The 26,699-nt window shown below is 70.5% G+C and carries 22 protein-coding genes; 8 read left to right on the top strand and 14 right to left on the bottom strand.

Annotated elements, in window-relative coordinates; all coding sequences use genetic code 11:
• The first annotated feature begins 411 nt into the window (after nucleotides 1-411).
• From ACX9GQ_RS07290 to ACX9GQ_RS07300, 3 genes are all read left to right on the top strand, one after another.
• Nucleotides 412-2,103, top strand: a complete 1,692-nt coding sequence (locus ACX9GQ_RS07290; RefSeq protein WP_459628840.1) for a Na/Pi cotransporter family protein — start codon at nucleotides 412-414, stop codon at nucleotides 2,101-2,103.
• A 126-nt stretch (nucleotides 2,104-2,229) separates the two neighbouring features.
• Nucleotides 2,230-3,516: an amidohydrolase family protein gene (locus tag ACX9GQ_RS07295; RefSeq protein WP_459628841.1), complete on the top strand. Its 1,287-nt coding sequence runs from the start codon at nucleotides 2,230-2,232 to the stop codon at nucleotides 3,514-3,516.
• A gap of 14 nt (nucleotides 3,517-3,530) precedes the next feature.
• Entirely contained in the window at nucleotides 3,531-3,944 is a 414-nt protein-coding gene (locus tag ACX9GQ_RS07300; protein ID WP_459628842.1) for an acyl-CoA thioesterase, read from the top strand.
• Nucleotides 3,945-3,953: 9 nt separating this feature from the next.
• Here ACX9GQ_RS07300 and ACX9GQ_RS07305 read toward each other — a convergent pair whose 3' ends face one another.
• The 13 genes from ACX9GQ_RS07305 to ACX9GQ_RS07365 form a co-directional block, all read right to left on the bottom strand.
• Entirely contained in the window at nucleotides 3,954-4,487 is a 534-nt protein-coding gene (locus tag ACX9GQ_RS07305) for a GNAT family N-acetyltransferase (RefSeq protein WP_459628843.1), read from the bottom strand.
• Nucleotides 4,484-5,716, bottom strand: a complete 1,233-nt coding sequence (locus ACX9GQ_RS07310) for a cysteine desulfurase-like protein (RefSeq protein ID WP_459628844.1) — start codon at nucleotides 5,714-5,716, stop codon at nucleotides 4,484-4,486. The genes ACX9GQ_RS07305 and ACX9GQ_RS07310 overlap by 4 nt, the downstream gene beginning before the upstream one ends.
• A 159-nt stretch (nucleotides 5,717-5,875) precedes the next feature.
• Nucleotides 5,876-6,133, bottom strand: a complete 258-nt coding sequence (gene rpsU, locus ACX9GQ_RS07315; protein WP_459628845.1) for a 30S ribosomal protein S21 — start codon at nucleotides 6,131-6,133, stop codon at nucleotides 5,876-5,878.
• 88 nt (nucleotides 6,134-6,221) lie between these two features.
• The gene (locus ACX9GQ_RS07320) at nucleotides 6,222-6,446 is read right to left on the bottom strand and encodes a hypothetical protein (RefSeq protein WP_459628846.1); all 225 of its coding nucleotides are present in this window, start codon (nucleotides 6,444-6,446) and stop codon (nucleotides 6,222-6,224) included.
• 119 nt (nucleotides 6,447-6,565) lie between these two features.
• Entirely contained in the window at nucleotides 6,566-6,775 is a 210-nt protein-coding gene (locus ACX9GQ_RS07325) for a cold-shock protein (RefSeq protein ID WP_459628847.1), read from the bottom strand.
• A 465-nt stretch (nucleotides 6,776-7,240) separates the two neighbouring features.
• Complete coding sequence (soxA, locus tag ACX9GQ_RS07330; RefSeq protein WP_459628848.1) at nucleotides 7,241-8,035, bottom strand: sulfur oxidation c-type cytochrome SoxA; 795 nt, start codon at nucleotides 8,033-8,035, stop codon at nucleotides 7,241-7,243.
• 10 nt (nucleotides 8,036-8,045) lie between these two features.
• Complete coding sequence (gene soxZ / locus ACX9GQ_RS07335; RefSeq protein ID WP_459628849.1) at nucleotides 8,046-8,366, bottom strand: thiosulfate oxidation carrier complex protein SoxZ; 321 nt, start codon at nucleotides 8,364-8,366, stop codon at nucleotides 8,046-8,048.
• Nucleotides 8,367-8,374: 8 nt separating this feature from the next.
• Nucleotides 8,375-8,845, bottom strand: a complete 471-nt coding sequence (locus ACX9GQ_RS07340; protein ID WP_459628850.1) for a SoxY-related AACIE arm protein — start codon at nucleotides 8,843-8,845, stop codon at nucleotides 8,375-8,377.
• 40 nt (nucleotides 8,846-8,885) lie between these two features.
• Nucleotides 8,886-9,359 carry a sulfur oxidation c-type cytochrome SoxX gene (gene soxX, locus ACX9GQ_RS07345; RefSeq protein ID WP_459628851.1) on the bottom strand — a complete coding sequence of 158 codons (474 nt, stop codon included), beginning with the start codon at nucleotides 9,357-9,359 and terminating at the stop codon, nucleotides 8,886-8,888.
• Nucleotide 9,360: 1 nt separating this feature from the next.
• Nucleotides 9,361-10,617, bottom strand: coding sequence for an FCSD flavin-binding domain-containing protein (locus tag ACX9GQ_RS07350; protein WP_459628852.1), 1,257 nt, complete (start codon nucleotides 10,615-10,617; stop codon nucleotides 9,361-9,363).
• Complete coding sequence (locus ACX9GQ_RS07355; protein WP_459628853.1) at nucleotides 10,614-10,910, bottom strand: c-type cytochrome; 297 nt, start codon at nucleotides 10,908-10,910, stop codon at nucleotides 10,614-10,616. The genes ACX9GQ_RS07350 and ACX9GQ_RS07355 overlap by 4 nt, the downstream gene beginning before the upstream one ends.
• 67 nt (nucleotides 10,911-10,977) lie before the next feature.
• Nucleotides 10,978-13,155 carry a xanthine dehydrogenase family protein molybdopterin-binding subunit gene (locus ACX9GQ_RS07360; protein ID WP_459628854.1) on the bottom strand — a complete coding sequence of 726 codons (2,178 nt, stop codon included), beginning with the start codon at nucleotides 13,153-13,155 and terminating at the stop codon, nucleotides 10,978-10,980.
• A 17-nt stretch (nucleotides 13,156-13,172) separates the two neighbouring features.
• Nucleotides 13,173-13,631: a (2Fe-2S)-binding protein gene (locus tag ACX9GQ_RS07365; RefSeq protein ID WP_459628855.1), complete on the bottom strand. Its 459-nt coding sequence runs from the start codon at nucleotides 13,629-13,631 to the stop codon at nucleotides 13,173-13,175.
• A gap of 715 nt (nucleotides 13,632-14,346) precedes the next feature.
• On the opposite strand from ACX9GQ_RS07365, the gene ACX9GQ_RS07370 reads away from it, so the two are divergent.
• From ACX9GQ_RS07370 to ACX9GQ_RS07390, 5 genes are all read left to right on the top strand, one after another.
• On the top strand, nucleotides 14,347-16,698 hold the full coding sequence (locus tag ACX9GQ_RS07370; RefSeq protein ID WP_459628856.1) for a Tex family protein: 2,352 nt from the start codon (nucleotides 14,347-14,349) through the stop codon (nucleotides 16,696-16,698).
• Between the two features lie 349 nt (nucleotides 16,699-17,047).
• Nucleotides 17,048-18,475: an efflux transporter outer membrane subunit gene (locus ACX9GQ_RS07375; protein ID WP_459628857.1), complete on the top strand. Its 1,428-nt coding sequence runs from the start codon at nucleotides 17,048-17,050 to the stop codon at nucleotides 18,473-18,475.
• Between the two features lie 53 nt (nucleotides 18,476-18,528).
• Nucleotides 18,529-19,758 carry an efflux RND transporter periplasmic adaptor subunit gene (locus ACX9GQ_RS07380; protein WP_459628858.1) on the top strand — a complete coding sequence of 410 codons (1,230 nt, stop codon included), beginning with the start codon at nucleotides 18,529-18,531 and terminating at the stop codon, nucleotides 19,756-19,758.
• Nucleotides 19,759-19,782: 24 nt separating this feature from the next.
• Nucleotides 19,783-22,887 carry an efflux RND transporter permease subunit gene (locus tag ACX9GQ_RS07385; protein WP_459628859.1) on the top strand — a complete coding sequence of 1,035 codons (3,105 nt, stop codon included), beginning with the start codon at nucleotides 19,783-19,785 and terminating at the stop codon, nucleotides 22,885-22,887.
• Nucleotides 22,888-22,890: 3 nt separating this feature from the next.
• Nucleotides 22,891-26,004, top strand: a complete 3,114-nt coding sequence (locus tag ACX9GQ_RS07390; RefSeq protein ID WP_459628860.1) for an efflux RND transporter permease subunit — start codon at nucleotides 22,891-22,893, stop codon at nucleotides 26,002-26,004.
• A 2-nt stretch (nucleotides 26,005-26,006) separates the two neighbouring features.
• Here ACX9GQ_RS07390 and ACX9GQ_RS07395 read toward each other — a convergent pair whose 3' ends face one another.
• Nucleotides 26,007-26,699, bottom strand: coding sequence for a GntR family transcriptional regulator (locus ACX9GQ_RS07395; protein ID WP_459628861.1), 693 nt, complete (start codon nucleotides 26,697-26,699; stop codon nucleotides 26,007-26,009).

Here is a 26,699-nt window from a genome sequence, read left to right on the forward strand (position 1 = left end):
GTGCCCTTCCGCCGTCATCCCCGGCGGCCCGTGCAGCGGGCCGGGAAGGGGATCCAGCGGGATGGTGACAGCGGCGCGTGACTGATGGCGCCGGACAGCGGGTCGGGCGGGCTGCCATTCAGCAGCCGTTCGCTGGATTTCCCTCACCTCCGCGGCTGAGTCGCTCCGGCCGGGGATGACGGCGCGGAAGAGGCGGGTTCCAGCCGCAATTGGCTGCCTCGCGCCCATCCCGCCGATGGAACCCCTTCGCAAGCCCCGCGCTTCTCATGGAATGGCGCGTTCCAGGCAGTCGGGGGCGTGGAGAGACACGTCGTCAACGCCCTGTTAGCGTGTCATGCGGCTGTAATCGAATTGTCGTCTCAGCCGGCGGCCCCCGACCGCCAGGACCTCGACCGCCAGGACCCCGCCCCCATGTCCGCACAGCATCTGGTGCTCAACCTTCTCGGCGGCGTGGCCCTCCTCATCTGGGCGACGCGCATGGTGCGCACGGGCATCCTGCGGGCCTTTGGCGAGAACCTGCGCCACATCATCGCCCGCGCCACCGACAACCGGGTGAAGGCGTGCTTTGCCGGCGTGGCCGTGGCGGCGTCGCTGCAGAGTTCTGCGGCGGCGGGACTGCTCGTCGTCTCCTTCGCCGAGCGCGGGCTCATCGCGCTCGCCCCGGCGCTGGCGGTGATGCTGGGCGCAGACATCGGTTCGACGCTGGTGGTGCAGGCCATGGCGGTGGACCTGAAGGCTCTCGTGCCGGTCCTGCTGGTGGCCGGCGTCGCTGCCTTCATGCTGTCGTCCTCCGCGACCGTGCGGCAGGTGGGGCGCATCATGATCGGCCTCGCGCTGATGATCCTGGCGCTCGGCCTCATCGTCACGGCGTCGGAGCCGCTGCGCTCCAACTGGCTGCTCGCCATGGTGCTGCAGCACCTCGGCGACTCGCCGGTACTGGCGCTGGTGCTGGCGGCGGGCCTCACCTGGCTCGTGCACTCCAGCGTCGCAACGATCCTGCTGTTCGTGTCGCTCGCTTCGGCCGGCGTGCTGGAACCGAAGCTGGCGCTGACCATGGTGCTCGGCGCCAATGTCGGCTCTGGACTGATCCCGCTTGGCATGAGCTTCGCCGCCGGCGCGACGACGCGCCGTGTCCTGTTCGGCAACCTCGCCTTCCGCGCCGTCGGCGCGCTCGCCGCGCTGGCGCTCGTCGACGAGACGGCGGCCTTGCTCGCCGGCCTCGGCGCGCCGGCCCGCCAGCTGGCGATGTTCCACACGGCGTTCAACATCGTGCTCGCGGTCGTCTTCCTGCCGCTGACGGGGAAGGCGGCCGATCTGCTGACCCGCTTCGTCACCGAGGATCGCGCGCCCGCCGCCGAGCGCCGGCCCGAGCACCTTGACGACGCCCTGCTCGACCGGCCCGCCGTGGCGCTCTCCGGCGCGACGCGCGAGGTGCTGCGGCTCGCCGACACCGTCGAGCTGATGCTGCGCGAGGCGATCCACCCCTTCGAGGACAAGGACGACGCGCGGCGCGAGGAGATCCGCCGGCTCGACAGTGCGGTGGACCGGCTGCAGGAGGAGATCAAGCTCTACCTGACGAAGCTCACCCGCGCCCCGCTGGCGACAGAGGATTCCCGGCGCGCCTTCGACCTGATCCTGTTCATCACCAACCTCGAGCACGTCGGCGACATCATCGACAAGAACCTGCTCGTGCTCGCCGCCAAGAAGCAGCGGCTCGGCCTCTCCTTTTCCGAGGAAGGCTGGTCGGAGCTGCGGGCGCTGCACGCCATCGCGGTGGAGCAGATGCGCCTCGCCGTGACCGTGTTCGTCACCCGCGACACGGGGCTGGCACGCGAGCTGGTGGAGGCCAAGGACAAGGTGCGGATCATCGAGAAGGAGGCGACGGAGAACCACCTGCGCCGCCTGCGCGAGGGCGCCGTGGCCTCCATCGAGACCTCGTCGCTGCACCTCGACATGCTGCGCGATCTCAAGCGCATCGTCGCTCACCTGACCACGGTCGCCCACCCGATCCTCGAGGAGGCGGGCGAATTGCGCGAGTCGCGCCTGCGCGGCCCCGCGCCGCCCCAGCCCGAGGCCCCGCGCCCCGCCGCCGGCTCGGCCTGACCGGAGCGCCCCCGGCGCGCCCCGCCCCCCGTTTCTTCCACCGGTTCCGGGATAGGCCGGCCCGGCCCTTGCAGGGTCCGCGGGACGGCGTGCTACATCTGGCGCGACGGTCGTGGAGGGGCAGGCATGGCGTTCGATCTCGTGGTGCGCGGCGGCGTCCTGCCGGACGGGACGCGGGCCGACATCGGCATCGTCGGCGACCGCATCGCCGCCATCGCGCCGGACCTGCCGGGCGCGGCGGGGCGGACGCTCGACGCCGCCGGCCACCTCGTGTCGCCGCCCTTCGTGGACGTGCACTTCCACATGGACGCGACGCTGTCCTACGGCCTGCCGCGCATCAACCGCTCGGGCACGCTGCTGGAGGGCATCGCCCTGTGGGGCGAGCTGAAGCCGCTGCTCACCCACGAGGCGGTGGCGGAGCGGGCGCTGACCTACATCGACTGGGCCGTGTCGATGGGCCTGCTGGCGGTGCGCACGCATGTCGACGTGTGCGACGACCGGCTGCTCGCGGTGGACGCGCTCCTCGACGTGAAGCGGCGCGTGGCGCCCTACTTCGACCTGCAGCTCGTCGCCTTCCCGCAGGACGGCTACTACCGCAGCCCCGGCGCGGTGGATAACCTCGCCCGCGCGCTCGACCGGGGCGTCGAGGTAGTCGGCGGCATCCCGCACGGCGAGCGCACCATGGAGGACGGCCGCCGCTCCATGACGGCGCTGTGCGAGATCGCGGCGGAGCGGGGGCTCAGGGTCGACATCCACTGCGACGAGACGGACGACCCGCTGTCGCGCCACATCGAGCAGCTCACCTACGAGACGCAGCGCCTCGGCCTGCAGGGCCGCGTCGCCGGCTCGCATCTGACCTCGATGCACTCGATGGACAACTACTACGTCTCCAAGCTGATCCCGCTGATGGCGGAGGCGGGCGTGGCGGCGATCCCCAACCCGCTCATCAACATCGTGCTGCAGGGCCGCCACGACACCTACCCGAAGCGCCGCGGCATGACGCGCGTGCCCGAGTTGCTCAAGGCCGGCGTCACCGTCGCCTTCGGCCAGGACTGCGTGCTCGACCCGTGGTACTCGCTTGGCACCGCCGACATGCTCGACGTCGCCTTCATGGGCCTGCACGTGGCGCAGATGACGAGCCCCGCCGACATGCGCCGCTGCTACGACCTCGTAACGGAGACGCCGGCGCGCATCATGGGGCTCGACGGCTACGGCCTGCACGTCGGCGCGACGGCGAGCCTCGTCGTGCTGCAGGCCAACGACCCGGTCGACGCGCTGCGGCTGCGCGCCAACCGCCTCGCCGTGGTGTCGAAGGGCAGGGTGGTGTCCACCACGCCGCCGCGCACCGCGGCGCTCGACCTGCCGGGCCGGCCGAAGGCCATCGACCGGCGCTTCACGCCGCCCGGCGCCTGAGAGGGAGGAACCGCATGGACGCATCGTCCGCAGAGGACCAGCCGCGAGGCGAGCTCACCGTCCGCACCATCGCCATGCCCTCCGACACCAACGCCAACGGCGACATTTTCGGGGGCTGGGTGATGTCGCGCATGGACCAGGCCGGCGGCATCGCCGGCGTCGAGTTCACCGGCGGCCGCGTCGTTACCGTGGCGGTGGAGGCGATGAGCTTCATCCGCCCGGTGAAGGTGGGCGACGTCCTGTGCGTCTACACCGAGGTGGAGAGCACCGGGCGCACCTCGTTCCGGATCCACATCGAGGCGTGGGCGCGTCGCTTCATGACCAAGATGCGCGAGAAGGTGACAGACGCGACCTTCACCTTCGTCGCCATCGACGACGACGGCCGGCCCCGGCCGATCCCGCGCCCGGCCGACCGCCGCGAGGCGTGAGCCCGCCCCTCAGCCGGGCGGCCGCTCCAGCACCACGACGGGCTTGTCGTGGTGCAGCGCCTCGCGCACCGGGGCGAAGCCGAGGCGCCCGGCGAGCCGCAGAGACGGGGCATTCTCCGGCGCGATGATGCAGGTGGTGAGCGTGTCGCCGAAGCGCGGCAGCGACCATGCCATCGCCGCCTCCATCGCCTCGCGCGCGTAGCCCTTCCCATGCGCCCACGGCGCCACGATCCAGCCGGCCTCCGGCCCGCGCAGCGGCGGGTCGAGCACGCGGCGGAAGTCGGCGTAGCCGACCTCGCCGACGAAGCGGCCGGTGTCCGTCTCGCGCACGGCCCAGTAGCCGAAGCCGAGCGCCGCCCAGTGCCCGACATAGCGCAGCAGGCGGTGCCACACCTCGTCGCGGCCGAAGGGTCGCCCGCCGATGAAGCGGGTGACCTCCGGGTCCGCCCACATCGCCACCATGTCCTCGTGGTCGGCAGGCGCGTGGGCGGCGAGGGTGAGGCGCGCGGTCGCGAGCGTCGGCGCGGCGGCGACTCCGGTCACGACAGCGCCCGGTCGAGGCTGGCGATCAGGCGGTCGACTTCCTCGACGGTGTTGTAGTGGACCATCGAAACGCGCACGACGCCGCTGCCGTCCACGAGGCCCAGGCGCTCGACGAGCCGGCGCGAGTGGAAGTCGCCGAAGCGGATGCCGATGCGATCGTCGTCGACCTTGCGCACGATCTCGGCGCTGTCGCGGCCCTCCACCTTGAAGGCGATGGTGGGCACGCGCAGCGCCCGGTCCGCCTCGCGGTGGCCGACGATGCGCACGTCGTTGCGGTGACGCAGCCAGTCGAGCAGGCGCTCGGCCAGCACCTCCTCGTGCCCGGCGATGGCGGCGAAGGCACGTTCGAGCGCGGCGCGGTCGCCGGTGCCGCCGCCCAGCGCGTCGAGGTAGTCGACGATGCCGGTGCAGCCCCAGGCGAGCTCGTAGTTGGCGTTGCCCGGCTCGAGCTTCGTGGGGACTTTGTCCTTGCCGTAGAACCAGTGGTAGAGGCCGTCGAGCTCCAGCAGGTGCTCGTGCCGCCCCCACATCATGGCGAAGTGCGGTCCGTAGACCTTGTAGAACGAGAACACGTAGTAGTCGGCGCCGCAGGCCTGCACGTCGACCGCGCGGTGCGGGGCGTAGGCGACGGCGTCGACGCACAGCCGTGCGCCGTGGGCATGCACCCGCTCGGCGATGGCGGCGACAGGATTGATCGTGCCCAGGATGTTGGAGGTGTGCGTCACGCAGACGAGCCGCGTGCGAGGGCCGAGCAGCGCCTCGAGGTCGGCCAGGTCGACCTCGCCCGTGCGCGGGTCGCAGCGCCACGTGCGCACGACCACGCCCCGCTCGGCGAGCCCCAGCCACGGGCCGATGTTGGACTCGTGGTCGAACTCGGTGAGGACGATCTCGTCCCCCGGCGCAAACTGCGACGCCATGGCGGCGGCGAGGTTGCGCATCAGTTGCGTGGTGGAGGGGCCGAAGACGATCTCTTCCGGCCGGCGGGCGTTGACGAGCCGCGCCACCGTGGCGCGCGCCTGCGCGAAGCGGGCGGAGGCGAGCTGCGACACCTCGTAGCTCGCCCCGAGTTGGACGCTCGTCGTCAGGAGATAGTCCGAGATGCGCTCGGCGACGGTGCGCAGCACCTGCGAGCCGCCGGCATTATCGAAGAAGGCCCAGCCGGAGGCCAGCGCCGGGAAGGCGGCGCGGACACGGTCGAGGTCGAGGGCGAAGTCAGGCGAGTGCGCCATGGCGCGGAAGCTCCATTCCCTCCGCGCGGCGAAGCTCGAGGCACCGTGCGGACAATCGAAAACACGGTCGCCGCGAAGCGACGACCGTGTCCGATCATAGACGGAATGACGCTGGCGTCTGCCCCCGGGCGGAAAACCGGCCGGTGCAGTCCTGCGGGCTTACGCCGCGGGACGCGGGGGACGGGCCGGCTTCACGACCTTCTTGGGGGCCGGGAGCAGGCCTTCGCGCTGCGCCTGCTTGCGGGCCGCCTTGCGGGCGCGGCGGACGGCCTCGGCCTTCTCGCGCGCCTTCTTCTCGGAGGGCTTCTCGTAGGCCTTCCGCTGCTTCATCTCGCGCAGGATCCCTTCGCGCTGCATCTTCTTCTTCAGCACGCGGAGAGCCTGGTCGACGTTGTTGTCGCGGACGAGAACCTGCATTGCGGACTTCCGTTCCTTCGGGGTTTGGCCGGTGCGTGCCGATGGCGGCCGCGGACTCCGGCGACAGTCTGAGCGCGATGGCGTGCCGTCAAGCGCGCCGAATGTCAAGTGTCTCGACGGGTTCTGCGAATCTTTCCGCCAGATGCCAGCGCAGTTCGCGCATCGACTGGTAGGGATAGGTCCGGTCCACGAGGTGGCTCACCTCGCGGCGGTTTCCGCCGTCTTCGTCCGTCCAGAGCCTCGCCACGCGGAACGTGGCGGCATCGGTGACGGGATTGCGCCGCGACGGGCGCGACGTGAACGTGAATGTCATGTCTGGTCTCTTGTTGTTCTTGCGATTGAGCGACCAGAAGGGGTGTGCGGCCATGCCGCAGCCTTGCCGTGGGTCGCGGAGGCGGCGAGGCCTTGGCCCCGCCGCTCCCGCTTCAACGCTTACGCAGGCTGGATGTTGCCGACGGCGATCTTGCCGGTGCGACGATCCTCGCGCGTGTCGAAGGCAACCTTCTGGCCTTCATTCAGTCCGGACATGCCGGAACGCTCCAGCGCGGTGGCGTGGACGAAAACGTCCTTCTCGCCGTTGTCCGGCTGGATGAAGCCGTAGCCCTTCTGAACGTTGTAGAACTTCACGGTGCCAGTCAGCATAGCAGTCCCCATCTGGGAAGTTTGGATAAGTGGCAAAGCCCTCGCCACGAGCCGTGGCGCGGTCCTGCCGGTCGTCGATGTTTGGGGAGCGTCTGAACGTGCGCCGTGGAATGCGGCGATACGGCCCGATAGTCCGGCCAAATGTCGATGCGTGTTACGTAGCGGTTGACGCGCGCAATTGCAAGGTGCAGCGCAGCAGCAGACTTTCAGGGCCATGAAGAGAAGCGCCCGCGCGGCTCTCCGACGGGTGGGCGGCTTTGCGCTTGCGCCGCTTCAGGACTGCGAAGAGGGGGCGCACGCACCCATCCCCTTGTGGGGCAGGGCCTGGGATGAGGGTCTCGCCGCAGGGGGATGCTTCCGTCCCTGCCTTCCCGCGCCTGCCCCTCGTGACACCGCGCGCCCCCCGACCCCCTACCCCTCCCCACGGGGGGAGGAGGCGGCACCGTCGCGTTCAATGCCAGGCCACTAAGGCCGCACGGCCGGCGTCTCCACGGGCATCCCTCGCGCCCGCCAGGCGAGGAAGGCCTCGAGCGCCGTGAACTCGCGCGAGCCGTAGGCGAAGGGGTCGGCGCGCACACCCGTCATGCAGTTGCGCAGGCGGCGCTGCAGGCTGCCGACGCCCTGCCACTCCAGCCGGTAGAGCGGGTAGCCGGTCGGGTGCGCCTGCGGGATCGGCGCCGCGCCCAGCCGCCCGCCAGCGTTGTCGTCGTGGCAGTTGGCGCAGGAAAAGTTGAGCTGGCCCTGCCGCTGCCTGTAGAGCGCGAGGCCCTCCTCGCGCACGGGCGCCATGCGCGGGTCGTTCGGCGGCGTGATCGGGACCCCGCGCGAGCGGAACCCGACGAAAGCGGCCAGCGCCAGCAACTCGCGGGACTCGTGGGCGAGAGCCGGGGCCTTCTGGTGTCGCTCGCGGCACAGGTTGACCCGGCCCTCGAGCGTTACGGCCTGCCCGGTCGCGGCGTCGATGGCGGGATATCGGGCGGCGGCACCGGCGAGCGCCTCGCCGGCCGCGCCGTGGCAGGAGGCGCAGGCGCGCCCCGCTTCGCCGGCGGGTTGTGCGAACAGGCTCTCCCCCTCCGCCACCCAGAGCATGCCGGGGTTGGAGGCGTCGTCGGTCTGCATCGCCTGCGTGTCGGGTCCCATGAAGGTGAAGCCCGACCGCCGGCCGTCCGTCTGCCCTTCCGCCTGCCCGAGTGCAGCGACGGCCCACAGGCCCCCGGCGAGCGACAGGGCCAGCGCGGCGAGAATCGGACCGCGCTTCATGCCCCGCGTCTCACTCGACGGTGATCTTCGCCGTCTCGACCTGCGCGCCGCCTCGGTCGTCGATCCAGCGGAAGGCGACGGTGCCGCTTTCCGTCGCGACGGTGGTGAAGGCGAAGTAGGGGTTGGCGGCGATCGCGGGGTAGAGGTCGGCGCTGAAGATCTCCTCGCCGTTCCACGTCACAACGAAGCGGTTGATGATGTCGCGCGGCACGAGCTTGCCGTCGGAGCCGGTGCGGTAGCCCGTCTCCATGGGGTGCGACACGAGCGCCTTGATCTCGATGATTTCGCCCTTTCGGGCCTTCGGCGGGACGTTGATGAGGGCGCGGCCCATGGAAGTCCTCAGCTCTCGACGCAGGCGGGCAGGGTGACCACGAGTTCGGCGCTCGCCTGAAAGAAGCGGCCGTCCTGCGTTTCGGCGATGGCGACGATCATCTGCGAGTCGCCCAGGCGGATGCGCGTCGACACCTGCGCCCGTCCGGATCGCGGCGAGAGGTGGAACGTCGCCACATAGGGCTGCGGGTTCAACTGGTTGAAGACGCCGATGCGGCGGATGAAGTCGGTCGGCGTCATCGGGCTGTCGACGCGCACGGTGAGGGGCACCGAGTTGCCGTTCTCAACCAGCGCGGGAATGTCGATCGTCACCCGCGCGACCTCGGCCTTCGCGCCGCGGGTAAACTCGTCCATCGCCTTCTGCATCGTCGCCTGCGTGGCGCCGGCCGGCCTTACGAGCGCGAGCGCGAGGAGGCCGGCGCCCCCGGCCAGAAGCCGGCGGCGGTCAGTGGGTTGAAGCAGCGGCAGGCGGTCGGTCATGGCGATCCCTGTCTTGGCGGAACCCGTGTTGGCAACCCGGTCACGGAGCGGCCCCGGCGGCGGGGTCGCGCAGCGTGGCGAGGAAGGCGACAACGTCCTCGATCTGCTGGGCATCGAGGATCGGCTTGCCCTGGAAGGCCCGCGCCACGCGCACGAGGCCCTCCACCCTGTAGTACGAGGGCATGATGGTCTCCGGATCGATGCGACGGCCGTCGGCGACGCGCAGGCGCAGCTGCGCGGCGCTCCAGCGCGACCCCGCCCCGGCCAGAGACGGCGCCAGCGTCCCCTGGAAGCGCTGCTCCGGAAACGGTCCGGTGTGGCAGAGCAGGCAAAGCCCCCGCTGCCGGTCGACTACGATGGCACGGCCCCGCGCCGCATCACCGGAAAGGCCGCCGATCGGCTCGGGAATGCCGTCGTCCACGATGGCAAACGGCAGGAGCGGGGCCTGCGCCACACTCGTGACCGGCGACAGCGACGCGGCGAGCGCGGCGGCGAGGGCGACGGCGAGCCTCATCTCAGCCGAACACCTCGGCCCCTATGGTGCGGAACCAGGCTTCGGCGTAGGCCGCCTCCTGTGCTCGCACGCTGCGCGGCGCCTCCGCCGGGCTGGTGCCTCCGGCGCCTTCGACGTCCGCGAGGAGGCCGTTGGCCGGTCGGTATACGCCCGCCACCGAGATCCCGTAGTCCGGCGCCACGAGGCTGTAGCAGGTGTTGATGAGCTTCGGCGGCACCGGCATTTTGCCGGCGAGCAGCGTGGCGATGGCCGCCGCGGCAGCCTTTCCCTGGGCGTTGGCGGCGAAGGCCGACTTCGGCATTCCGCCGGCAATGGCGGCGTCTCCCACCACGTGGACGCCGGGCAGGAGTTTCGACTCGAAGGTCACGGGGTCGATCGGGCACCAGCCGCTGCGGTCGGCGGCGCCGGCGAGCCGCGCGATGCCGCCGGCCCGCTGCGGCGGGATGACGTTGGCGACGTCCGCCTTGTGGCGGCCGAACTCGGTGACGAGCGTGCCTTCGCTCGCGATGACCTCGGTGACCTTGCCGCCCTGCGAGAGGCCAACCCACTCGATCAGGCCGGGGTAGAGTTCCTCCCACGCCGCCTGGAAAAGCTTCTGCTTGGAGAACGTGTCCTTGGCGTCGAGGATCAGCAGCTTCGAGCGCGGCTTGCGGGTCTTCAGGAAGTGGGCGACGAGGCTCGCCCGCTCGTAGGGCCCTGGCGGGCAGCGGAACGGGTTGGCCGGCGCAGCGATGACGACAGTGCCGCCGTCTTCCATGGCCTCCAGCCGGCGGCGCAGGAGGATCGTCTGCTCGCCCGCCTTCCACGCGTGCGGCATCACGTTGGCGGCGATCTCGTCGTAGCCCGGCAGCGCGTCGTAGCGAATGTCGATGCCCGGCGCCAGAACCGCGCGGTCGTAGCCCAGCACCGTCCCGTCCGCGAGCGTGACCTTGCGCGCCGCCGCGTCCAGTCCCGTCGCCGCGCCGGTGACAACCGCGATGCCCTCGGGCCCGAGGGCGGCGTAGTCGAACTGCTGCTCGGCGATGCCGCGCAGGCCGGCGATAACCGCGTTGCTCATCGGGCAGGCGGTGTAGACCGGACTCGGCTCGACCAGCGTGACGGCGACGCCCTCGCGGCGCAGCGCTCGGGCGACGGTCGTCCCGGCGAAGCCGCCGCCGACCACGACGACACGTTGTGCAGACTGCGCGAGCACGGCGGGCGCGGTGAGCGCGGCAGCGGCGCCGGCGACGAGCGCGCGCCGGGTGATGGCGCCCTTCACGGCTTGACCCCCGCCTGTTCCGACCACCACCGGGCGATGGCCTCGGTCTCGTCGGTCGTGAATCCCTTTGCGATGCGCGGCATCACGGTGCCGGCCCTTGCCCCCGAGCGATAGGCGTCCATGGCCGAGGCAATGTCGGCCGCCGCACGTCCGGCGATGGGCGGGCCCACGCTCGCAGGCGCCTCGCGGCCGTGGCAGCCCGAGCACGCGGTCGCACCTGGCGGCGCGGAGGCCGCGAGAGCGGCTCCGGGCGTAAGGCCGAGGGCGAGGATCAGCGCGGTGGCGCGGCGCATGCGTCACCTCCTGTGAAACGGGCGGCGCATGGGATGACGCGCCGCCCGGCCGTTCGGTTGCCTGCGATCAGGCCTTGCGGATGTCCTGGTCGCGCAGCGGCAGCGAGCGGATGCGCTTGCCCGTTGCCGCGAAGATCGCGTTGAACACCGCAGGCGCTGCGACGAAGATCGTCGGCTCGCCGACGCCGCCCCAGAAGCCGCCGGAGGGCATGACAATGCTCTCCACCGCGGGCATCTCGTCCATGCGCAGCACCTGGTAGGTGTCGAAGTTCTCCTCCTGCACCTTGCCGCCCTTCACGGTGATCTCGCCATGCAGGGCCGCGCTCAGGCCATACGCGAAGGAGCCCTCGATCTGAGCCGCGATCTGCTGCGGGTTGACCGCGTGGCCGCAGTCCGTGGCCGCGACGATGCGGTGGATCTTCAGCTTGCCCTTGTCGTCGACCGACACCTCGGCGCAGGCGGCGACGTAGCTGCCATAGCCCATGTGCTGGGCGAGGCCGCGGTAGACGCCGGCCGGCGCCGGCTTGCCCCAGCCGGCCCGCTCCGCGACCGCGTTGAGCACGGCGAGGTGCTTCGGGCTCTTGGCCAGCATCTTCTGGCGCAGCGCCAGCGGATCCTGTCCGGTCGCGTGCGCCACCTCGTCGATGAAGCACTCGAGGTAGAAGGCGTTCTGGTTGTTGTTGACGCCGCGCCAGAAGCCCGGAGGCACCGGCGGGTTCCGCATCGCGTGGTCGATGAGGAGGTTCGGGATGGTCGTGTAGCCGAACACGCCCTCCGCCCCGCTCGGGTTCAGGCCCTGGAAGGTGGCCGGGTCGCGGCCGTTCTGCAGGCCCTGCGGATTCACGCCCGCGAGGATCGACTGCCCGGAGATGCGCATGTGCAGGCCGGTCACGTTGCCCTGCCCGTCCACGGCGGCGGTCAGCTTCGCCATGGTGTAGGGGTGGTAATGCCCGTGCAGCTGGTCTTCCTCGCGGGACCAGACGAGCTTCACCGGCGTGCCGGGCAGTTCCTTGGCGATGAGCACCGCCTGACGCACGAAGTCGTGGCTCGTCGCGCGCCGGCCGAAGCCACCGCCGAGGTTGAGCCGGTAGACGTCGCACTTGTTGATCGGGTGGCCGGAGGCCGACACCGTGGTGGCGAGCGCCGCCTCGGCGTTCTGCGTCGCGGTCCATACCTCGCACTTGTCGGCCGTCCAGAGCGCCGTGGCGTTCATCGGCTCCATCGTGGCGTGGTGCTGCCACGGCACGCGGTAGGTGGCCTCGACCACCTTCGCCGCTCCCGCGAGAGCCGCCTTCACGTCGCCGGCCTGGTTGCCGACGAAGGCCTGCTCGGCGGTGAGCCCTTCCTTCAGCGTCTGGGCGAAGCCCTCGCTGGAGAAGGAGGCGTTCGGGCCTTCGTCCCAGACGATGGGCAGGGCCTCGAGCGCGGTCTTGGCGCGCCACCACGTGTCGGCGACGACGGCGACGGCATTGTCGTCGACCTTCACCACCTTCTTCACGCCCGGCATGCCCTCGACCTTGGCGGCGTCGAAGCTCTTCAGCTTCCCGCCGAACACCGGGCAGGCCTTGATGGCGGCGTTCAGCATGCCCGGCAGCTTCATGTCGAGGCTGTAGACCTGCTTGCCCGTCAGCTTGTCGGCCGTGTCCAGCCGCTTCAGCGGCTTGCCGGCGATCGTCCAGTCCTTCGGGTCCTTGAGCGGGATGTCCTTGGGCGCCTCGAGCTTCGAGGCGGCCATGGCAAGCTGCCCGTAGGTGGCGCTGCGCCCGGAGGCGGCATGGGTGACGACGCCCTTCGACGCCTTGCACTCGCCGACCGGCACGTTCCACTGGTTGGCGGCGGCCTGCGTGAGCATCATCCGGGCCGCGGCGCCGCCCTTGCGCATGTAGTCGTGCGAATCGCGGATGCCACGGCTGCCGGCCGTTCCGAAATTGCCCCAGATGCGGTTGCGGGCGACGTTCTCGCCGGGCGTCGGGTACTCGGTGCGGACCTTGGACCAGTCGCAGTCGAGCTCCTCGGCGACGAGCTGGGCGAGGCCGGTGAGCGTACCCTGGCCCATCTCGACGCGACCCACGCGCACGATGACGGTGTCGTCGGGCTTCACGACGACCCAGGCGTTGATCTCGTCCGGGGTGAGCGCCGCCTCGGCTGTCGAGGCGAAGGGCAGCTGGAAGCCGAGGGACAGGCCCGCGGCGGCGGCGCCCGAGCCCACGAGGAACCCGCGCCGGGTGGTGTCGATGGTGGTCATGGTGTTGGTGCCCCCGCTCAGCCGGCCATGCCGTTCGCCGCCTGCTTGATGGCGGCGTGGACGCGGTTGTAGGTGCCGCAGCGGCAGATGTTGGTCATCTCGGCCTTGATCTGCTCGTCGGTCGGCTTGGGGTTGGCCGCCAGCAGGGCCGCGGCCGTCATGATCTGCCCCGACTGGCAGTAGCCGCACTGCGGCACGTCGAGCTCGAGCCAGGCCTTCTGGAGCGGGTGTGAGCCGTCGGGCGAGAGGCCTTCGATCGTCACGATCTTCTGGTCCGCCTTGAGTGCGCTGACCGGGATCGAGCAGGAGCGGATGGCGACGCCGTCGACGTGTACCGTGCAGGCTCCGCATTGGGCGACGCCGCAGCCGTACTTGGTGCCGGTGAGGCCGAGTTGCTCGCGGATGACCCAGAGCAGGGGCGTCTCGGGATCGGCGTCGATGTCGCGCGCGATCCCGTTGATAGTGAGCTTGACCATGTGTCCTTCCCCACAGAATTCGTTTTGCGGACGTCCTGCGTCCGGTTTTCGCCATGCGGTCGCCGTCCCGTCGGTTGGCAACCGGCATCCGTAGAATTGCTAACAGGCCCGCGGTCCGTGGGAAGACACAAGCTTGTGTGCCGACCGCGGGCCTGATCCTCGCGGCATGCATGCCGGCCGGGGAGCCGCCGCATCTCGGCGAGGCCCATGACCGAAAGGGCGCCGGTGCGCTCGAAGCCGAGCCGGCCGTACCACGCCTCGAGACCACCCTGGTCCGGGCCCGCGCCGCCCTCGGCGAGGCTGAGGGCGTAAAGCGTCACCGGGACGCCCCAGGCGTCGGCGAGCGCGACGACGCCACGCATCGCCTTGCGGCCGAGCCCGCGGCCTCGGGCTTCCGGGTCGACTTTCACAAGATCGAGAAGCAGCCGACCGTCGTCGGCGCTCAGGCGCAGTGTCACTTCGGGGGCCGCGGAGCGTTCGAGTGCCTTGGCCGCTGCCGCGAGCCGCGAATCGGCCCCGGCCGGAGCGGGATGCCCGAGGCGGGGGAGAGAACCCTGAACGAACGCCATGACGCCCGGCCAACGCCGCAGCGCAGGACCGGTTCGCCGGAGGCGCGACCGCCGTCGCACGCCAGCCGCAATCCCCAGCCTGCTTTGACCTGCTCCGCGAGGAGCCGGTACAAGCGCCGCCCGTCCCCCATCCGGAGGCCCGATTCATGCTCTCGATCAGCCAGCGCATCGCCCAGGAACTCGGCGTCGCTGAGAGCCAGACGCGCGCCGCCATCGACCTCCTGGACGGCGGCGCAACGGTTCCCTTCATCGCCCGCTACCGCAAGGAGGCGACAGGATCGCTGGACGACGCCCAGTTGCGCACGCTGGACGAGCGGCTGCGATACCTGCGCGAGCTGGACGAGCGCCGCAAGGCGATCCTCCAGAGCATCGAGGAGCAGGGCAAGCTCGATGCCCCGCTTCGCAAGGCGATCGAGGAGGCCGACTCCAAGGCGCGGCTCGAGGACCTTTACCTACCCTACAAGCCCAAGCGGCGCACCAAGGCGCAGATCGCCCGCGAGGCCGGGCTGGAGCCGCTCGCCGACGGCCTGCTCGCGAAGCCGGAGACCGATCCGAAGACGGCTGCAGCGGCTTTCGTCAATGCCGACAAGGGCGTGTCGACCGTCGAGGAGGCTCTGGAGGGGGCCCGCTCGATCCTGGTCGAGCGGTTCGCCGAGCACCCGGCGCTGGTCGGGTCCCTGCGCGAGGAGTTCTGGCGCGGCGGACGGCTCGTCTCCCGGGTGCGGGAGGGAAAGGCGACGGAAGGCGCCAAGTTCTCCGACTACTTCGACTGGAGCGAGCCGCTTGCCAGGATGCCGTCCCACCGCATCCTCGCGCTGTTCCGCGGCGAGAAGGAGGAGGTGCTCGACCTCCGGCTGGAGGCCGAGGAGGCCGACACGCCCCCCGGCCAGCCGGGGCTCTACGAGCGTCGCATCGCCGCGCAGTTCGCCATCGCCGACCGCGGCCGTCCGGCCGACCGCTGGTTGCAGGACTGCGTCCGCTGGGCGTGGCGCACGCGCATCATGACCAACATCGGCGTCGACCTGAGGCTGCGCCTCTGGCAGCACGCCGAGGATGAGGCGGTGAAGGTGTTCGCCGGCAACCTGCGCGACCTCCTCCTTGCGGCCCCGGCCGGTACCCGGCCGACCATGGGGCTCGACCCCGGCTACCGAACCGGCGTCAAGGTCGCGGTCGTCGACGCCACGGGTAAGGTCGTCGACACCGCCACCATCTACCCGCACGAGCCGCAGCGGCGGTGGGACGAAGCCCTCGCGGTGCTGGCGGCGCTTTGCCAGAAGCACAAGGTCGAGCTCATCGCCATCGGCAACGGCACGGCGTCGCGCGAGACCGACAAGCTCGCGGCCGAACTGGTGCAGAAGATGCCGGTCAAGGCGACCAAGGTGATGGTGTCGGAGGCGGGCGCCTCGGTCTACTCGGCGTCGGCCTATGCGTCGCAGGAGCTGCCGGGGCTCGACGTCTCGCTGCGCGGCGCTGTCTCGATCGCGCGGCGGTTGCAGGATCCGCTGGCGGAACTCGTGAAGATCGACCCCAAGTCGATCGGCGTCGGCCAGTACCAGCACGACCTCGCCGAGCACAAGCTCTCGCGCTCCCTCGACGCCGTCGTCGAGGATTGCGTCAACGCGGTAGGCGTCGACGTCAACACGGCCTCCGCGCCGCTTCTGGCCCGCGTTTCGGGCGTCGGCGAGACGCTGGCGCAGAACATCGTCCAGCACCGCGACGCCAACGGGCCGTTCCGCAGCCGTGCGAAGCTGAAGGACGTGCCGCGCCTCGGCCCCAAGGCCTTCGAGCAGTGCGCCGGCTTCCTGCGCATCCCGGACGGGGACGACCCCCTCGACCGCTCCGGCGTGCACCCGGAGGCCTACCCGGTCGTGCGGCGGATCCTCGCGACGACCCGCCGCGACATCAAGGGGCTGATCGGCGACGCCGCGGCGCTGCGCCAGCTGCGCCCGCAGGACTTCACCGACGAGACCTTCGGCGTCCCGACCGTCAGCGACATCCTGAAGGAGCTCGAGAAGCCCGGCCGCGACCCGCGCCCGCAGTTCAGGACGGCGGAGTTCCGGGAAGGGGTCGAGAAGATCGGCGACCTGCGCCCCGGCATGGTGCTGGAGGGCGTCGTCACCAACGTCGCCGCCTTCGGAGCCTTCGTCGACATCGGAGTCCACCAGGACGGGCTCGTCCACATCTCGGCCATGTCGCGCACCTTCGTGAAGGACCCGCGCACGGTGGCCAAGCCCGGCGACGTCGTGAAGGTCAAGGTCCTGGAGGTCGACGTGCCGAGGAAGCGCATTGCCCTCACCATGCGCCTCGACGACGATGCCACCGCCCGTCCGGCCGGCCGGGAGGCGAGCGCAGCGCGGCCCGCGTCAGGCCCACGCCCGGCCCGCGACGAGCGGCGGCCGGGAGGCGGAAGCGGTGGTGGGGGCGGCGGGACGGGCGGCGGCAACGCCTTCGCCGACGCCTTCCGCAAGGCCGGCCTGCAGCCCCGCAAGGACCGCTGAGCCGCCCGGGCCGGCCTTCGGTTCCCTCGTCCCGCGCATCCGCCCCACCCTATGCCCGGCGTCATCCCCGGCCGTGGCGCCGTCCCCGCGGAGGGGGAGGCGATCGGTTCCGGCTCGGCCGATCGGTCTTGTCGGGTTGGACGGCGAGGCTCTGGATACCCTCCCCCGGCGTGCTGCGCCTGCCGTCGGGGATGACCGGGGGGATCACAGGGGAGGGTCCGAGTAACGGAGGGGTGGGGTCGAAGCGAGGGCCGCGATGAGGCGGCCGGGCCACGGACGTCCCCAACCCACAGCTGTGGCCCTGTCTGGACTTGCGTCGCGGTGCGCACCCTGCCTTGATCGCCGCGCCATGGTGTCCTGTCGCGTTCCTGTCCTGCTGGGCCTGCTTCCCGCGCTCCTGCTCGGCGGATGCCTCGCACCCGAGCCGCCGGACCCGAAGCTCGACGTTCCCTCCGCCTTCAGGAACGCCGCTGCGGCACCAGTTCCGTCCATGCGGGCGGACTGGTGGAAGGGTTACGGCTCGGCCGAACTCACCCGGTTCGCCGAGGCGGCGGAGACGGGCAATCTCGACATCGCGGCTGCTGCGGCGCGCATCCGGCAGGCGGATGCGAGAGCCCAGATCGCCGGGGCGCCCCTGCTGCCGCTCATCGGCGCCACGGCGGATGCGCGGCGCTCGCGGGCGGGATCGGCGGACGGCACCCGGGTGGGGGAGGGCATCAACCGCTACGGCGTTGGCCTGAATGCCAGCTACGAAATCGACCTGTGGGGCCGCAATCGCGACATCGCGACGGCCGCCCAGACGGATGCGCTCGCGTCCCGCTACGACCGCGATGTGATCGCTCTGACGAGCACGGCGTCGGCGGTGCAGCTCTACGTGCGCATCATGGCCGGCCGGGATCGGCTCCGGATCGCTCGCAAGAACCTCGAGAGCGCGCAGCGCGTCGAGACACTGATCCGCGAGCGGGTCGAGGCCGGCACGGCGACCGCGCTCGACCTTGCCCAGCAGGAGAGCGTCGTCGCGGGACTGCGGGCCGACATCCCGCCCATCGAGCAGGCGATCGAGGAGAACACGGCCTCCCTCGCGGTGCTGATCGGCCGGGCGCCGGAGCGGATCGGCGTGCGCGGGACCGGCATGGGCACCCTTGGCCTGCCGCTGCCGCGTCCTGGCCTCCCGTCCGAGCTGCTTTTGCGCCGGCCCGACATAGCCGCCGCCGAGGCGCGGCTCGCCGCTGCCAACGGCGACGTGCAGGCGGCGCGAAAGGCCTTTTTCCCGACGATCTCTCTCACTGCGGCGGGCGGGTTCGAGAGCATCGCCCTGCGCAACCTCTTCAACCCGGGCGCCGGCTTCTACTCCATCGGGGCGGGGCTGACCCAGCCCATCTTCCAGGGTTTCCGGCTGGAGGGAGAACTCGAACTCGCCCGCGGGCGCGAGGCGGAACTGCTGCAGGAGTACCGCAAGTCGGTGATCTCGGCCTTCGCCGACGTGGAGCGGTCACTGGTCGCCGTGCGGCAACTCGCCGAGCAGGAACGGCTGCAGCGCCAGTCGCTGGAGAGCTCCCGGCGCGCCTACGAACTCGCCGGACAGCGCTTGCGCGAGGGCACGGTCGACATCGTGACGGTCCTGAACGTCCAGCAGAGCCTGTTCCAGGCGGAGGACGCCCTGACGCTGGTGCGCCTCGCCCGCCTTTTGGCCTCCATTTCGCTTTATCAGGCCCTCGGTGGCGGATTTGTGAGAACCCCGGGCATCACGGCGGCCGAGCACGCGCCGCCGTCCTGACGTAAGCTGTGCATCGCGCGGGCGTCCGGGCGGCGCCGCGGTGGAGACGAGTGATGAAGCGCAAGTGGCGCGTCGCCGTGCCTGCGATCGTGCTGATCGCCGCGGCGGCCGTCGTCGCGCCGGTCTTTCTCGACCGGCCGACGCCGACCGACCCGCCGCGGCAGGGCCGCCGCAACCGGGACCGAGGGTCCGAGGATCCGGTGCCCGTGCTGGCGAGCGCGGCGCGGGCGGCCGACGTGCCCGTCTACATCGACGGCGTCGGCACGGTCCGGCCCGCCAGCACCGTCACCGTGAAGCCGCAGGTCGAGGGCCAGCTGCTCGCCGTGCTCTTCCGGGAGGGCCAGGACGTGCGAAAGGGCGACGTCCTCGCGCGCATAGACCCGACCACCTACAAGGCCCAGCTCGACCAGGCCTTGGCGCGAAAGGCGCAGAACGAGGCGCTTCTCGAGAACGCGAAGCGCGACCTCGAGCGCTACCAGCGACTGGCCGAGACAAACGCCGTGACCCGCCAGCAGGCGGACACGCAGCGCGCCACAGTCGCCCAGATCGAGGCCCAGCTGCGCGCCGACCAGGCCGCCATCGACAGTGCGCGGGCGACGCTGGCCTTCACCACCGTCACGGCCCCCATCGACGGACGGACGGGCATCCGCACGGTGGACGAGGGCAACATCGTCAAGCCTTCGGACCCGAACGGCCTCGTGGTGATCTCGCAGATCAGGCCGATCGCGGTCGTCTTCGCGGTGCCGCAGCAGCAGCTGCCGCGGATCAACAGGGCCACGGCGGCGGCCGCGCTGCCGGTCGAGGCGCTCGATGCCGACAACCGCGGCGTCGCCGACCGCGGCACGCTGCAGGTGGTCGACAACGCCGTCGACGTGCAGACGGGCACCGTGCGGCTGAAGGCCGAGTTCCCCAATCCCGATCTTGCCCTCTGGCCCGGCGCCTTCGTCAACGTCAGGCTCCTCGTCGAGACGCTGAGGGGCGTCACCGTTGTGCCGACCGGTGCCGTGCAGCGCGGCCCGGACGGTCCGTTCGTCTACGTCGTGACGGACGGCGCCGTCGCCATGCGCAAGGTGTCCGTGGCGCTCCAGAACGACAGCGAGGCGGTGATCTCGGCCGGCGTGAACCTCGGCGACGTGGTGGTGACGACCGGGTTCTCGCGGCTGGCCGACGGAACCAAGGTGTCGGTAAGCGATCCGGCGGCGCCGGCGCCGCCCACCGAGCAGCGACCGCGGCCGCGCCCCAACCGGACCGAGTCGTCGGCCGGCGCCACCACGTCGCGGTGAGGCTGGAGCCGGACCGGACACACGATGAACGTCTCTGCCCCCTTCATCCTTCGGCCGATCGCGACGTCGCTGATCGGCCTCGCGGTGATGATCGCGGGCATCCTCGGCTATGTCGGCCTGCCGGTGTCGGCGCTCCCCCAGGTCGAGTTCCCGACCATCCAGGTGACCACGCAGCTCCCCGGCGCCAACCCCGACACGATGGCCGTGCTGGTGACGGCGCCGCTTGAGCGCCAGCTCGGGCAGATCCCGGCGCTGACGACGATGACCTCGCAGAGCGCCTTCGGCATCAGCCAGATCACCCTCCAGTTCGGCCTCGACCGCGACATCGACGCCGCCGCGCAGGATGTGCAGGCAGCCATCAACGCCGCCTCCTCGACGCTGCCGCGCAACCTGCCGTACCCGCCGATCTACGCCAAGGTGAACCCGGCCGACGCGCCCATCATCACGCTGGCGCTGACCTCGCCGAGTTACTCGCTGCGCCAGCTCAGCGACTTCGCCGACACGCTCATGGTGCAGCGCTTGAGCGAGGTGTCCGGCGTCGGCAGCGTCGCCGTGCAGGGCGGCGTGCGGCCGGCCGTCCGCGTGCAGGTTGACCTCTCCCGCCTCGCCCAGTACGGCGTCAGCATGGCCGACATCCGCACCGCCATCGTCGCCTCCAACGTGGCGGGGGCGAAGGGCGCGCTCGACGGCCCGCAGCAGGCCTACACCATCGCCGCCAACGACCAGATGGTAGCCGCCGCGGCCTATCGCACGCTGGTCGTGGCCTACCGCAACGGCGCACCCGTATTGCTGTCAGATGTCGCCGACATCGTCGACGGCCTCGAGAACGCGCGCGTCGGCGGCTGGTACCAGGGGCAGGCCGCCGTCATCCTCGACGTGATGCGTCAGCCGGGCGCCAACGTGGTCGAGACGGTGGAGCGCGTCCGCGCGCAGCTCCCGCGCCTGCAGCGCTCCATCCCCTCCGGCGTCGAGCTCACCGTCGTGCACGATCGAACCGGGACGATCCGCGCCTCGATCCGCGACGTGCAGTTCACCCTGACGCTGGCGGTGGCGCTGGTCGTGCTCGTCGTGCTGCTGTTCCTGCGGACGGCCCGCGCCACCTTCATCGCCGGGATGGCGCTGCCACTGTCGCTCGTCGCGACCTTCGCCGTGATGTGGGCGTGCGGCTTCAGCCTCGACAACCTGTCCCTGATGGCCCTGACGATCGGAACCGGCTTCGTCGTCGACGACGCGATCGTCATGATCGAAAACATCGTCCGCCACATCGAGAACGGCGAGAAACCCCGCGATGCCGCCCTCAAGGGTGCCCGCGAGATCGGTTTTACGATCATTTCGCTCACCGCTTCGCTGGTGGCCGTGTTCATCCCGCTGCTGTTCATGGCGGGCCTCGTCGGCCGGATGTTCCGCGAGTTCGCGCTGACGCTCACCATCGCCGTGGTGGTGTCCGCCATCGTGTCGCTGACGCTCACCCCGATGATGTGCGCCCGGCTCCTGAAGCCGCAGCCGGAGGAACATGCCGCGGGTCGCGGCGCCCGCGCCGTCGCGGCGGTGGTCGAGGGGTATCGACGCAGTCTCCTCGTGTGCCTGCGCCACCCCGCGCTGATGATGCTGTCGCTGTTCGCCACGCTCGCGGCGACGGTGTGGCTCTACGTGATCGCGCCGAAGGGGTTCCTGCCGGCGCAGGATACCGGTCTCGTGACAGCGGTGGCTCAGGCGGAAGCGACGGCGTCGTTCGAGGAGATGCGCCGGATCCAGGCGACCGTCGCCGATGCCCTGAAACGCGATCCCGACGTGACGGCCGTCGTCACGGTGGTGGGTGTCACCGCGGTGAACCTGACGGCCAACACCGTGCGCCTGATGGTGACTCTGCGCGACCGTCGCGACCGTGACGAGGATGCCGCCGGCGTCATCGAGCGGTTGAAGGCGTCGGTGGCGAGAATTCCGGGCGTCACGGTCACCTTCCAGACGGTGCAGGACGTGCAGATCTCGACGCGTGCCAGCCGCGCGCTCTACCAGTACAGCCTCACCGGTCCTGACGGCGAGGAGGTGCTGACCTGGGCGCAGCGGCTCGCCGAGCGCCTGCGGCGCGACCCGGTGTTCCGCGATGTCACCACGGAGACCCAGACCGGCGGCGGACAGCTGTTCGTCCGCGTCGACCGGGAGAAGGCCGGACGCCTCGGCGTCACGCTGCAGACGGTCAACGACGCGCTCAACGACGCCTTCGGCCAGCGCCAGATCTCGACCATCTACGGCCACGCGAACCAGTACCGCGTGATCCTGGAGGCGCAGCCTCGCTATCAGCAGGACAGCGACAGCCTCTCGCGGCTCTACGTCCCCGGCAGCGGCGGCGCCCAGGTTCCGCTGTCATCCTTCGCCACCGTGACGCGCACAACCGCGCCTCTCGTCGTCGGCCGCGACGAGCAGTTCCCCTCGGTGGTCGTCAGCTTCAACGTTTCGCCGGAGGCCTCGCTGGGGGAGGCGCTGCGCGCCATTGCCGCCGCCGAGCGGGACACCGGGATCCCTGATGGCATCGTGGGCCGGTACTACGGCGATGCAGCGGAATTCTCGCGCTCGCTGCAGGGCCAGCCGTGGCTGATCCTCGCCGCGATCGTCACGATCTACATCGTCCTCGGCGTTCTCTACGAGAGTGCCATCCATCCACTGACGATCCTCTCGACGCTGCCGTCCGCGGGCGTGGGCGCGCTGCTGGCCCTGCGCGCATTCGACATGGACCTGTCGCTGATCGCCGTCATCGGCATCGTGCTGCTGATGGGCATCGTTAAGAAGAACGCGATCATGATGATCGACTTCGCGTTGGAGGCGGAGCGCACCGAGGGGCTGAGCCCTCGGGAGGCGATCGTCAAGGCTTCCGTCCTGCGCTTCCGGCCGATCATGATGACGACGCTGGCCGCACTCTTCGGCGCGCTGCCGCTGGCGCTCGAGGACGGCGTTGGCTCGGAACTGCGAAACCCGCTCGGCGTGACCATCGTCGGGGGCCTCCTGCTCAGCCAGCTGCTGACACTCTACTCGACGCCGGTGATGTATCTCGTCATGGAGCGCCTCGCCTCCGCGATCCGGAGACGTCGGCGGGCTGCTGTCGTCGACGGCGCACCCCACGCGGCGGAGTGAGGCATGACCCTCTCCGAGCCCTTCATCCGCAGGCCGATCGGGACGACACTGCTGGCATTGGGTCTTCTGATGCTCGGCTTCGTCGCCTACCGCCACCTGCCGATCGCGGGGCTGCCCACAGTGGAGCTGCCGTCCATCAGCATCTCGGCGAGCCGCCCCGGCGCCGACCCCGAGACGATGGCGCGCACGGTGGCCGCCCCCCTCGAGCGGCGCCTCGGCAAGATCGCAGGCGTCACCGGGGTGTGGTCCTTCAACACCCTCGGCATCACCAACATCTGGATGGAGTTCGAGCTCGGCCGGTCGGTGGACGGGGCCGCCCGCGACGTGCAGGCCGCTCTCAACGCGGCGGCGACCGACCTGCCGTCCGACATGCCCAATCCGCCGACCTTCAGGAAGACGGATCCCAACGGCGCACCGATCCTCGTCATCGCCCTGACGTCGCCGGCGATGACCCCTGCGATGATCTTCGACGTGGCCGACACGACCATCGCGCAGCGACTGATGCAGGTGCCGGGGGTCGCCGACGTCACCATTTCCGGCTCCGAGCAACCGGCCGTGCGGGTCCGGGTCAATCCATCGCGGCTCGCGGCCATGGGGGTCAGCCTGGACGCCGTGCGGCGGGCGATCTCCGAGTCCGTGGCGCTGGGTCCCGTAGGATCCATCGACGGCGCGGACCAGACCTTCACCATTGCCACGAACGACCAGATGCGCCGGCCGGCCAGCTACGCCAATCTCGCCGTCCGGACCGTCGACGGGAACACGGTTCGGCTCGGCGCCGTCGCGGAACTTGAGGAGGGGGTCCGAAACAGCCGTGCAGCCGCGTGGTTCGACGGGCGCCCGGCGGTCATCCTCAACATCACCAAGCAGCCGAATTCGAACGTCATCGAGACCGTGAGCGCCGTGAAGGCGCTGCTGCCCGAACTGACCCGGTGGGTCCCCGCCTCGATCGAGGTCACCGTCGTCGCAGACCGGACGACGTCGGTGCGCACGAGCGTCGAGGACATGGAGAAGACCCTCGCCGTCACGGTCGGTCTCGTGATGCTGGTGGTGTTCGTCTTCCTGCGGCGGGGCGCTGCCACGCTTGCTGCGGGCGTGACGGTGCCGCTCGCCTTCGCCGGAACCTTCGCCGCCATGTGGCTCGTGGGCTACTCGATCGACAACCTGTCGCTGATGGCGCTCGCCATCGCGGTCGGGTTCATCGTCGACGACGCGATCGTGATGGTGGAGAATATCGAGCGCAAGATCGGCGAAGGACTGACCCCGATGCGCGCCGCGATCGAGGGCGCATCGCAGATCGCGCTGACGGTGGTCGCGATCAGCATCGCGCTGCTGGCGGCGTTCATCCCGCTGATCTTCATCGGCGGCATCACGGGCCGCTACTTCCGCGAGTTCGCTCTCACGCTGGCTTTCGCCGTAGGGATTTCGACCGTCGTCGCACTGACGCTGACCCCGATGATCTGCGCGCATCTCATCCGTCCGGGCGGGCGTCCCGCGAACTGGTTCGATCGGCTGGTCGAAGGGGTGACCGGCGCCCTCCACCAAGCCTATGCCCGCTCGCTGCCGTGGGTGCTGCGACACCGTTACGTGGCGCTGGTCGCCGTCCTGCTCACCACGGGTGCCACGGTATGGCTCTACATTGCGACGCCGAAGGGGTTGATCCCCGAGGACGATACCGGACTCGTCGGTGGCTGGGTCGGCGCATCGTCCGACGTTTCCTTCCCTGCGATGGTCGAATTGCAGAAGCGGGTTGCTGCGCGCGTTGCCGAGGATCCGGCGGTGCGCCACGTCAGTTCTTCCGTCGGCGGCAGCGGTTGGGCCGCAACTGTCAACAATGGCAGGTTGACCATCGTCCTCAAGCCGCCGGCAGAGCGGGATGCGAGCACACAGCAGGTTCTGGAGCGCTTGCGAAAGTCGACGCGGCATGTAGCGGGCGCGGACACGTGGTTCTGGTCGATCCAGGACGTGCGCCTGGGCGGGGGAGGCCAAGGGCAGCGCTCGCCGTATCAATTCACGCTGTGGGGCGACAACTATGGTGAGATCCAGACCCACGCGCGGCGCGCGGTTCAGACGCTGAAGACCGTTCCGGGCATTACCGACGCCAGCGGTGACCAGTCGGGCGGCAGCGGCCTTCAGGCAACGGTCGTGGTCGATCGCGAAGAGGCGGCGCGGCTCGGCGTCAGCATGCAGGACGTATCCTCGGCGCTGCAGAACGCGTTCGCGCAAAGGCAGGTTGCGACCCTCTACGGGCGCCGCAACCAGTACCGCGTCGTGCTGGAGGTGGAGGCGGAGTATCGGCAGGATCCCAACGACCTTGCGCTCGTGTACGTGCCCTCGAAGTCGGGACGACAGGTGCCGCTGTCGGCCATCGCGCGGGTGGAGCAGGGGCCGGCACCATTGACGATCCGCCACCAGAACCAGTTTCCGTCGTCGAGCATCAGCTACAGCGTGACGCCAGGGACGAAGATGGCCGATGCGCTTTCAGCCGTGCGGCAGGCCGTGGCCGAACTCCATCTGCCTGAATCGGTCCGCGTCGACTTCGACGGCGACCTTCGCGCGCTGCGCCGTGCCGCGAACGATCAGCCCCTGCTCATCCTCGCCGCGATCCTGACCGTCTACATTGTGCTGGGCGTGCTCTACGAGAGCCTGGCCCACCCCCTGACCATTCTGTCGACCCTGCCGGCGGCGGGGCTCGGGGCGCTGCTCGTGCTCCAGGCCACCGGGACGGAGCTCTCCGTCATTGCCTTCATCGGCATCATCCTGCTCATCGGAATCGTGATGAAGAACGGCATCCTGCTCGTCGACTTCGCCATCGAGGCGGAACGCGAGCGGGGACTGACGCCCGAGCAGGCTGCGCTGGAGGGCTCCCTGGCCCGCTTTCGTCCGATCCTGATGACGACGCTCGCTGCGATGCTGGGCGCCCTTCCGCTGGTGCTCGCGACGGGGCCGGGATCGGAACTGCGCCGCCCCCTCGGCCTCACGATCGTCGGCGGTCTCCTCGTGTCGCAGTTGCTGACGCTCTACACCACGCCGGCGATCTACGTGCTGATGGACCGTCTCGCGCAGCGCCTGACGCGCCGTCGTCGGCGTCGGGACGCGCCACCCGTCCCGGCGGAGTGAGGTCAGGCAGCTGCGAGCCGCCGGCCGAGCAGTTCCCACGCCCGGCCGCTCAGGCCGATGTGGGTTCGCATCGCCCGGGACGCACCGTCCGAGTCGCCGCGCAGGATGGCGGTCACGATCGCCCCATGCTCGTCGTGCGAGCGCGTCAGGCGGTCGACGCTGGCGTCGAACTGCGCCCGGCGGAACGGGGCGAGGCGCCGCTGGGTCGCGGCGGTCAGTTCTGCCAGATAGGCGTTGTGGGACAGCTCCGCGATCATCCGGTGAAAGACGGTGTTCGCATCCCTGTAGCCGGCCGTGTCGCCGGCCTGCACCAGCGCGCGCATCGCGAGGTGGTGGGCCTCGAGGGCGTGCCGTTCTCCCGGAGTCATCGCTGCCGCCGCGCTGCCGGCTGCGAGGGCCTCCAGTTCGGCCATGACGGCAAACATCTCCCGCAGGGTCCGCTCGTCGGGCTTGGCGACGATCGGCGCGCGGTGCGGGCGAATCTCGACGAGGCCGATGGCCGCCAGTTGCCGCACGGCCTCGCGCACGGGCGTCCGCGACACTCCGAAGGCGCCGGCGATGCCGACCTCGTCGAGAGCCTCGCCGGGCTTGAAGCGCCCGCCGACGATGTCCTCGGCGAGCCGGTTCGCCAGGATTTCGGCACGGGTCCGGCCCTGCTGGGCAAGCCCCGCCCCCGAATGCGGACCCGTCATCAT

The organism is Alsobacter sp. R-9 (assembly GCF_054612375.1).

Bases quoted from the DNA above. Each gene is read 5' to 3' on its own strand.
- ACX9GQ_RS07290 (WP_459628840.1), top strand. From the start codon at position 412: ATGTCCGCACAGCATCTGGTGCTCAACCTTCTCGGCGGCGTGGCCCTC.
- ACX9GQ_RS07295 (WP_459628841.1), top strand. From the start codon at position 2,230: ATGGCGTTCGATCTCGTGGTGCGCGGCGGCGTCCTGCCGGACGGGACG.
- ACX9GQ_RS07300 (WP_459628842.1), top strand. From the start codon at position 3,531: ATGGACGCATCGTCCGCAGAGGACCAGCCGCGAGGCGAGCTCACCGTC.
- ACX9GQ_RS07310 (WP_459628844.1), bottom strand. From the start codon at position 5,716: ATGGCGCACTCGCCTGACTTCGCCCTCGACCTCGACCGTGTCCGCGCC.
- rpsU (WP_459628845.1), bottom strand. From the start codon at position 6,133: ATGCAGGTTCTCGTCCGCGACAACAACGTCGACCAGGCTCTCCGCGTG.
- ACX9GQ_RS07320 (WP_459628846.1), bottom strand. From the start codon at position 6,446: ATGACATTCACGTTCACGTCGCGCCCGTCGCGGCGCAATCCCGTCACC.
- ACX9GQ_RS07325 (WP_459628847.1), bottom strand. From the start codon at position 6,775: ATGCTGACTGGCACCGTGAAGTTCTACAACGTTCAGAAGGGCTACGGC.
- soxA (WP_459628848.1), bottom strand. From the start codon at position 8,035: ATGAAGCGCGGTCCGATTCTCGCCGCGCTGGCCCTGTCGCTCGCCGGG.
- soxZ (WP_459628849.1), bottom strand. From the start codon at position 8,366: ATGGGCCGCGCCCTCATCAACGTCCCGCCGAAGGCCCGAAAGGGCGAA.
- ACX9GQ_RS07340 (WP_459628850.1), bottom strand. From the start codon at position 8,845: ATGACCGACCGCCTGCCGCTGCTTCAACCCACTGACCGCCGCCGGCTT.
- soxX (WP_459628851.1), bottom strand. From the start codon at position 9,359: ATGAGGCTCGCCGTCGCCCTCGCCGCCGCGCTCGCCGCGTCGCTGTCG.
- ACX9GQ_RS07355 (WP_459628853.1), bottom strand. From the start codon at position 10,910: ATGCGCCGCGCCACCGCGCTGATCCTCGCCCTCGGCCTTACGCCCGGA.
- ACX9GQ_RS07360 (WP_459628854.1), bottom strand. From the start codon at position 13,155: ATGACCACCATCGACACCACCCGGCGCGGGTTCCTCGTGGGCTCGGGC.
- ACX9GQ_RS07365 (WP_459628855.1), bottom strand. From the start codon at position 13,631: ATGGTCAAGCTCACTATCAACGGGATCGCGCGCGACATCGACGCCGAT.
- ACX9GQ_RS07370 (WP_459628856.1), top strand. From the start codon at position 14,347: ATGCTCTCGATCAGCCAGCGCATCGCCCAGGAACTCGGCGTCGCTGAG.
- ACX9GQ_RS07375 (WP_459628857.1), top strand. From the start codon at position 17,048: ATGGTGTCCTGTCGCGTTCCTGTCCTGCTGGGCCTGCTTCCCGCGCTC.
- ACX9GQ_RS07380 (WP_459628858.1), top strand. From the start codon at position 18,529: ATGAAGCGCAAGTGGCGCGTCGCCGTGCCTGCGATCGTGCTGATCGCC.
- ACX9GQ_RS07385 (WP_459628859.1), top strand. From the start codon at position 19,783: ATGAACGTCTCTGCCCCCTTCATCCTTCGGCCGATCGCGACGTCGCTG.
- ACX9GQ_RS07390 (WP_459628860.1), top strand. From the start codon at position 22,891: ATGACCCTCTCCGAGCCCTTCATCCGCAGGCCGATCGGGACGACACTG.
- ACX9GQ_RS07395 (WP_459628861.1), bottom strand. From the start codon at position 26,699: ATGATGACGGGTCCGCATTCGGGGGCGGGGCTTGCCCAGCAGGGCCGG.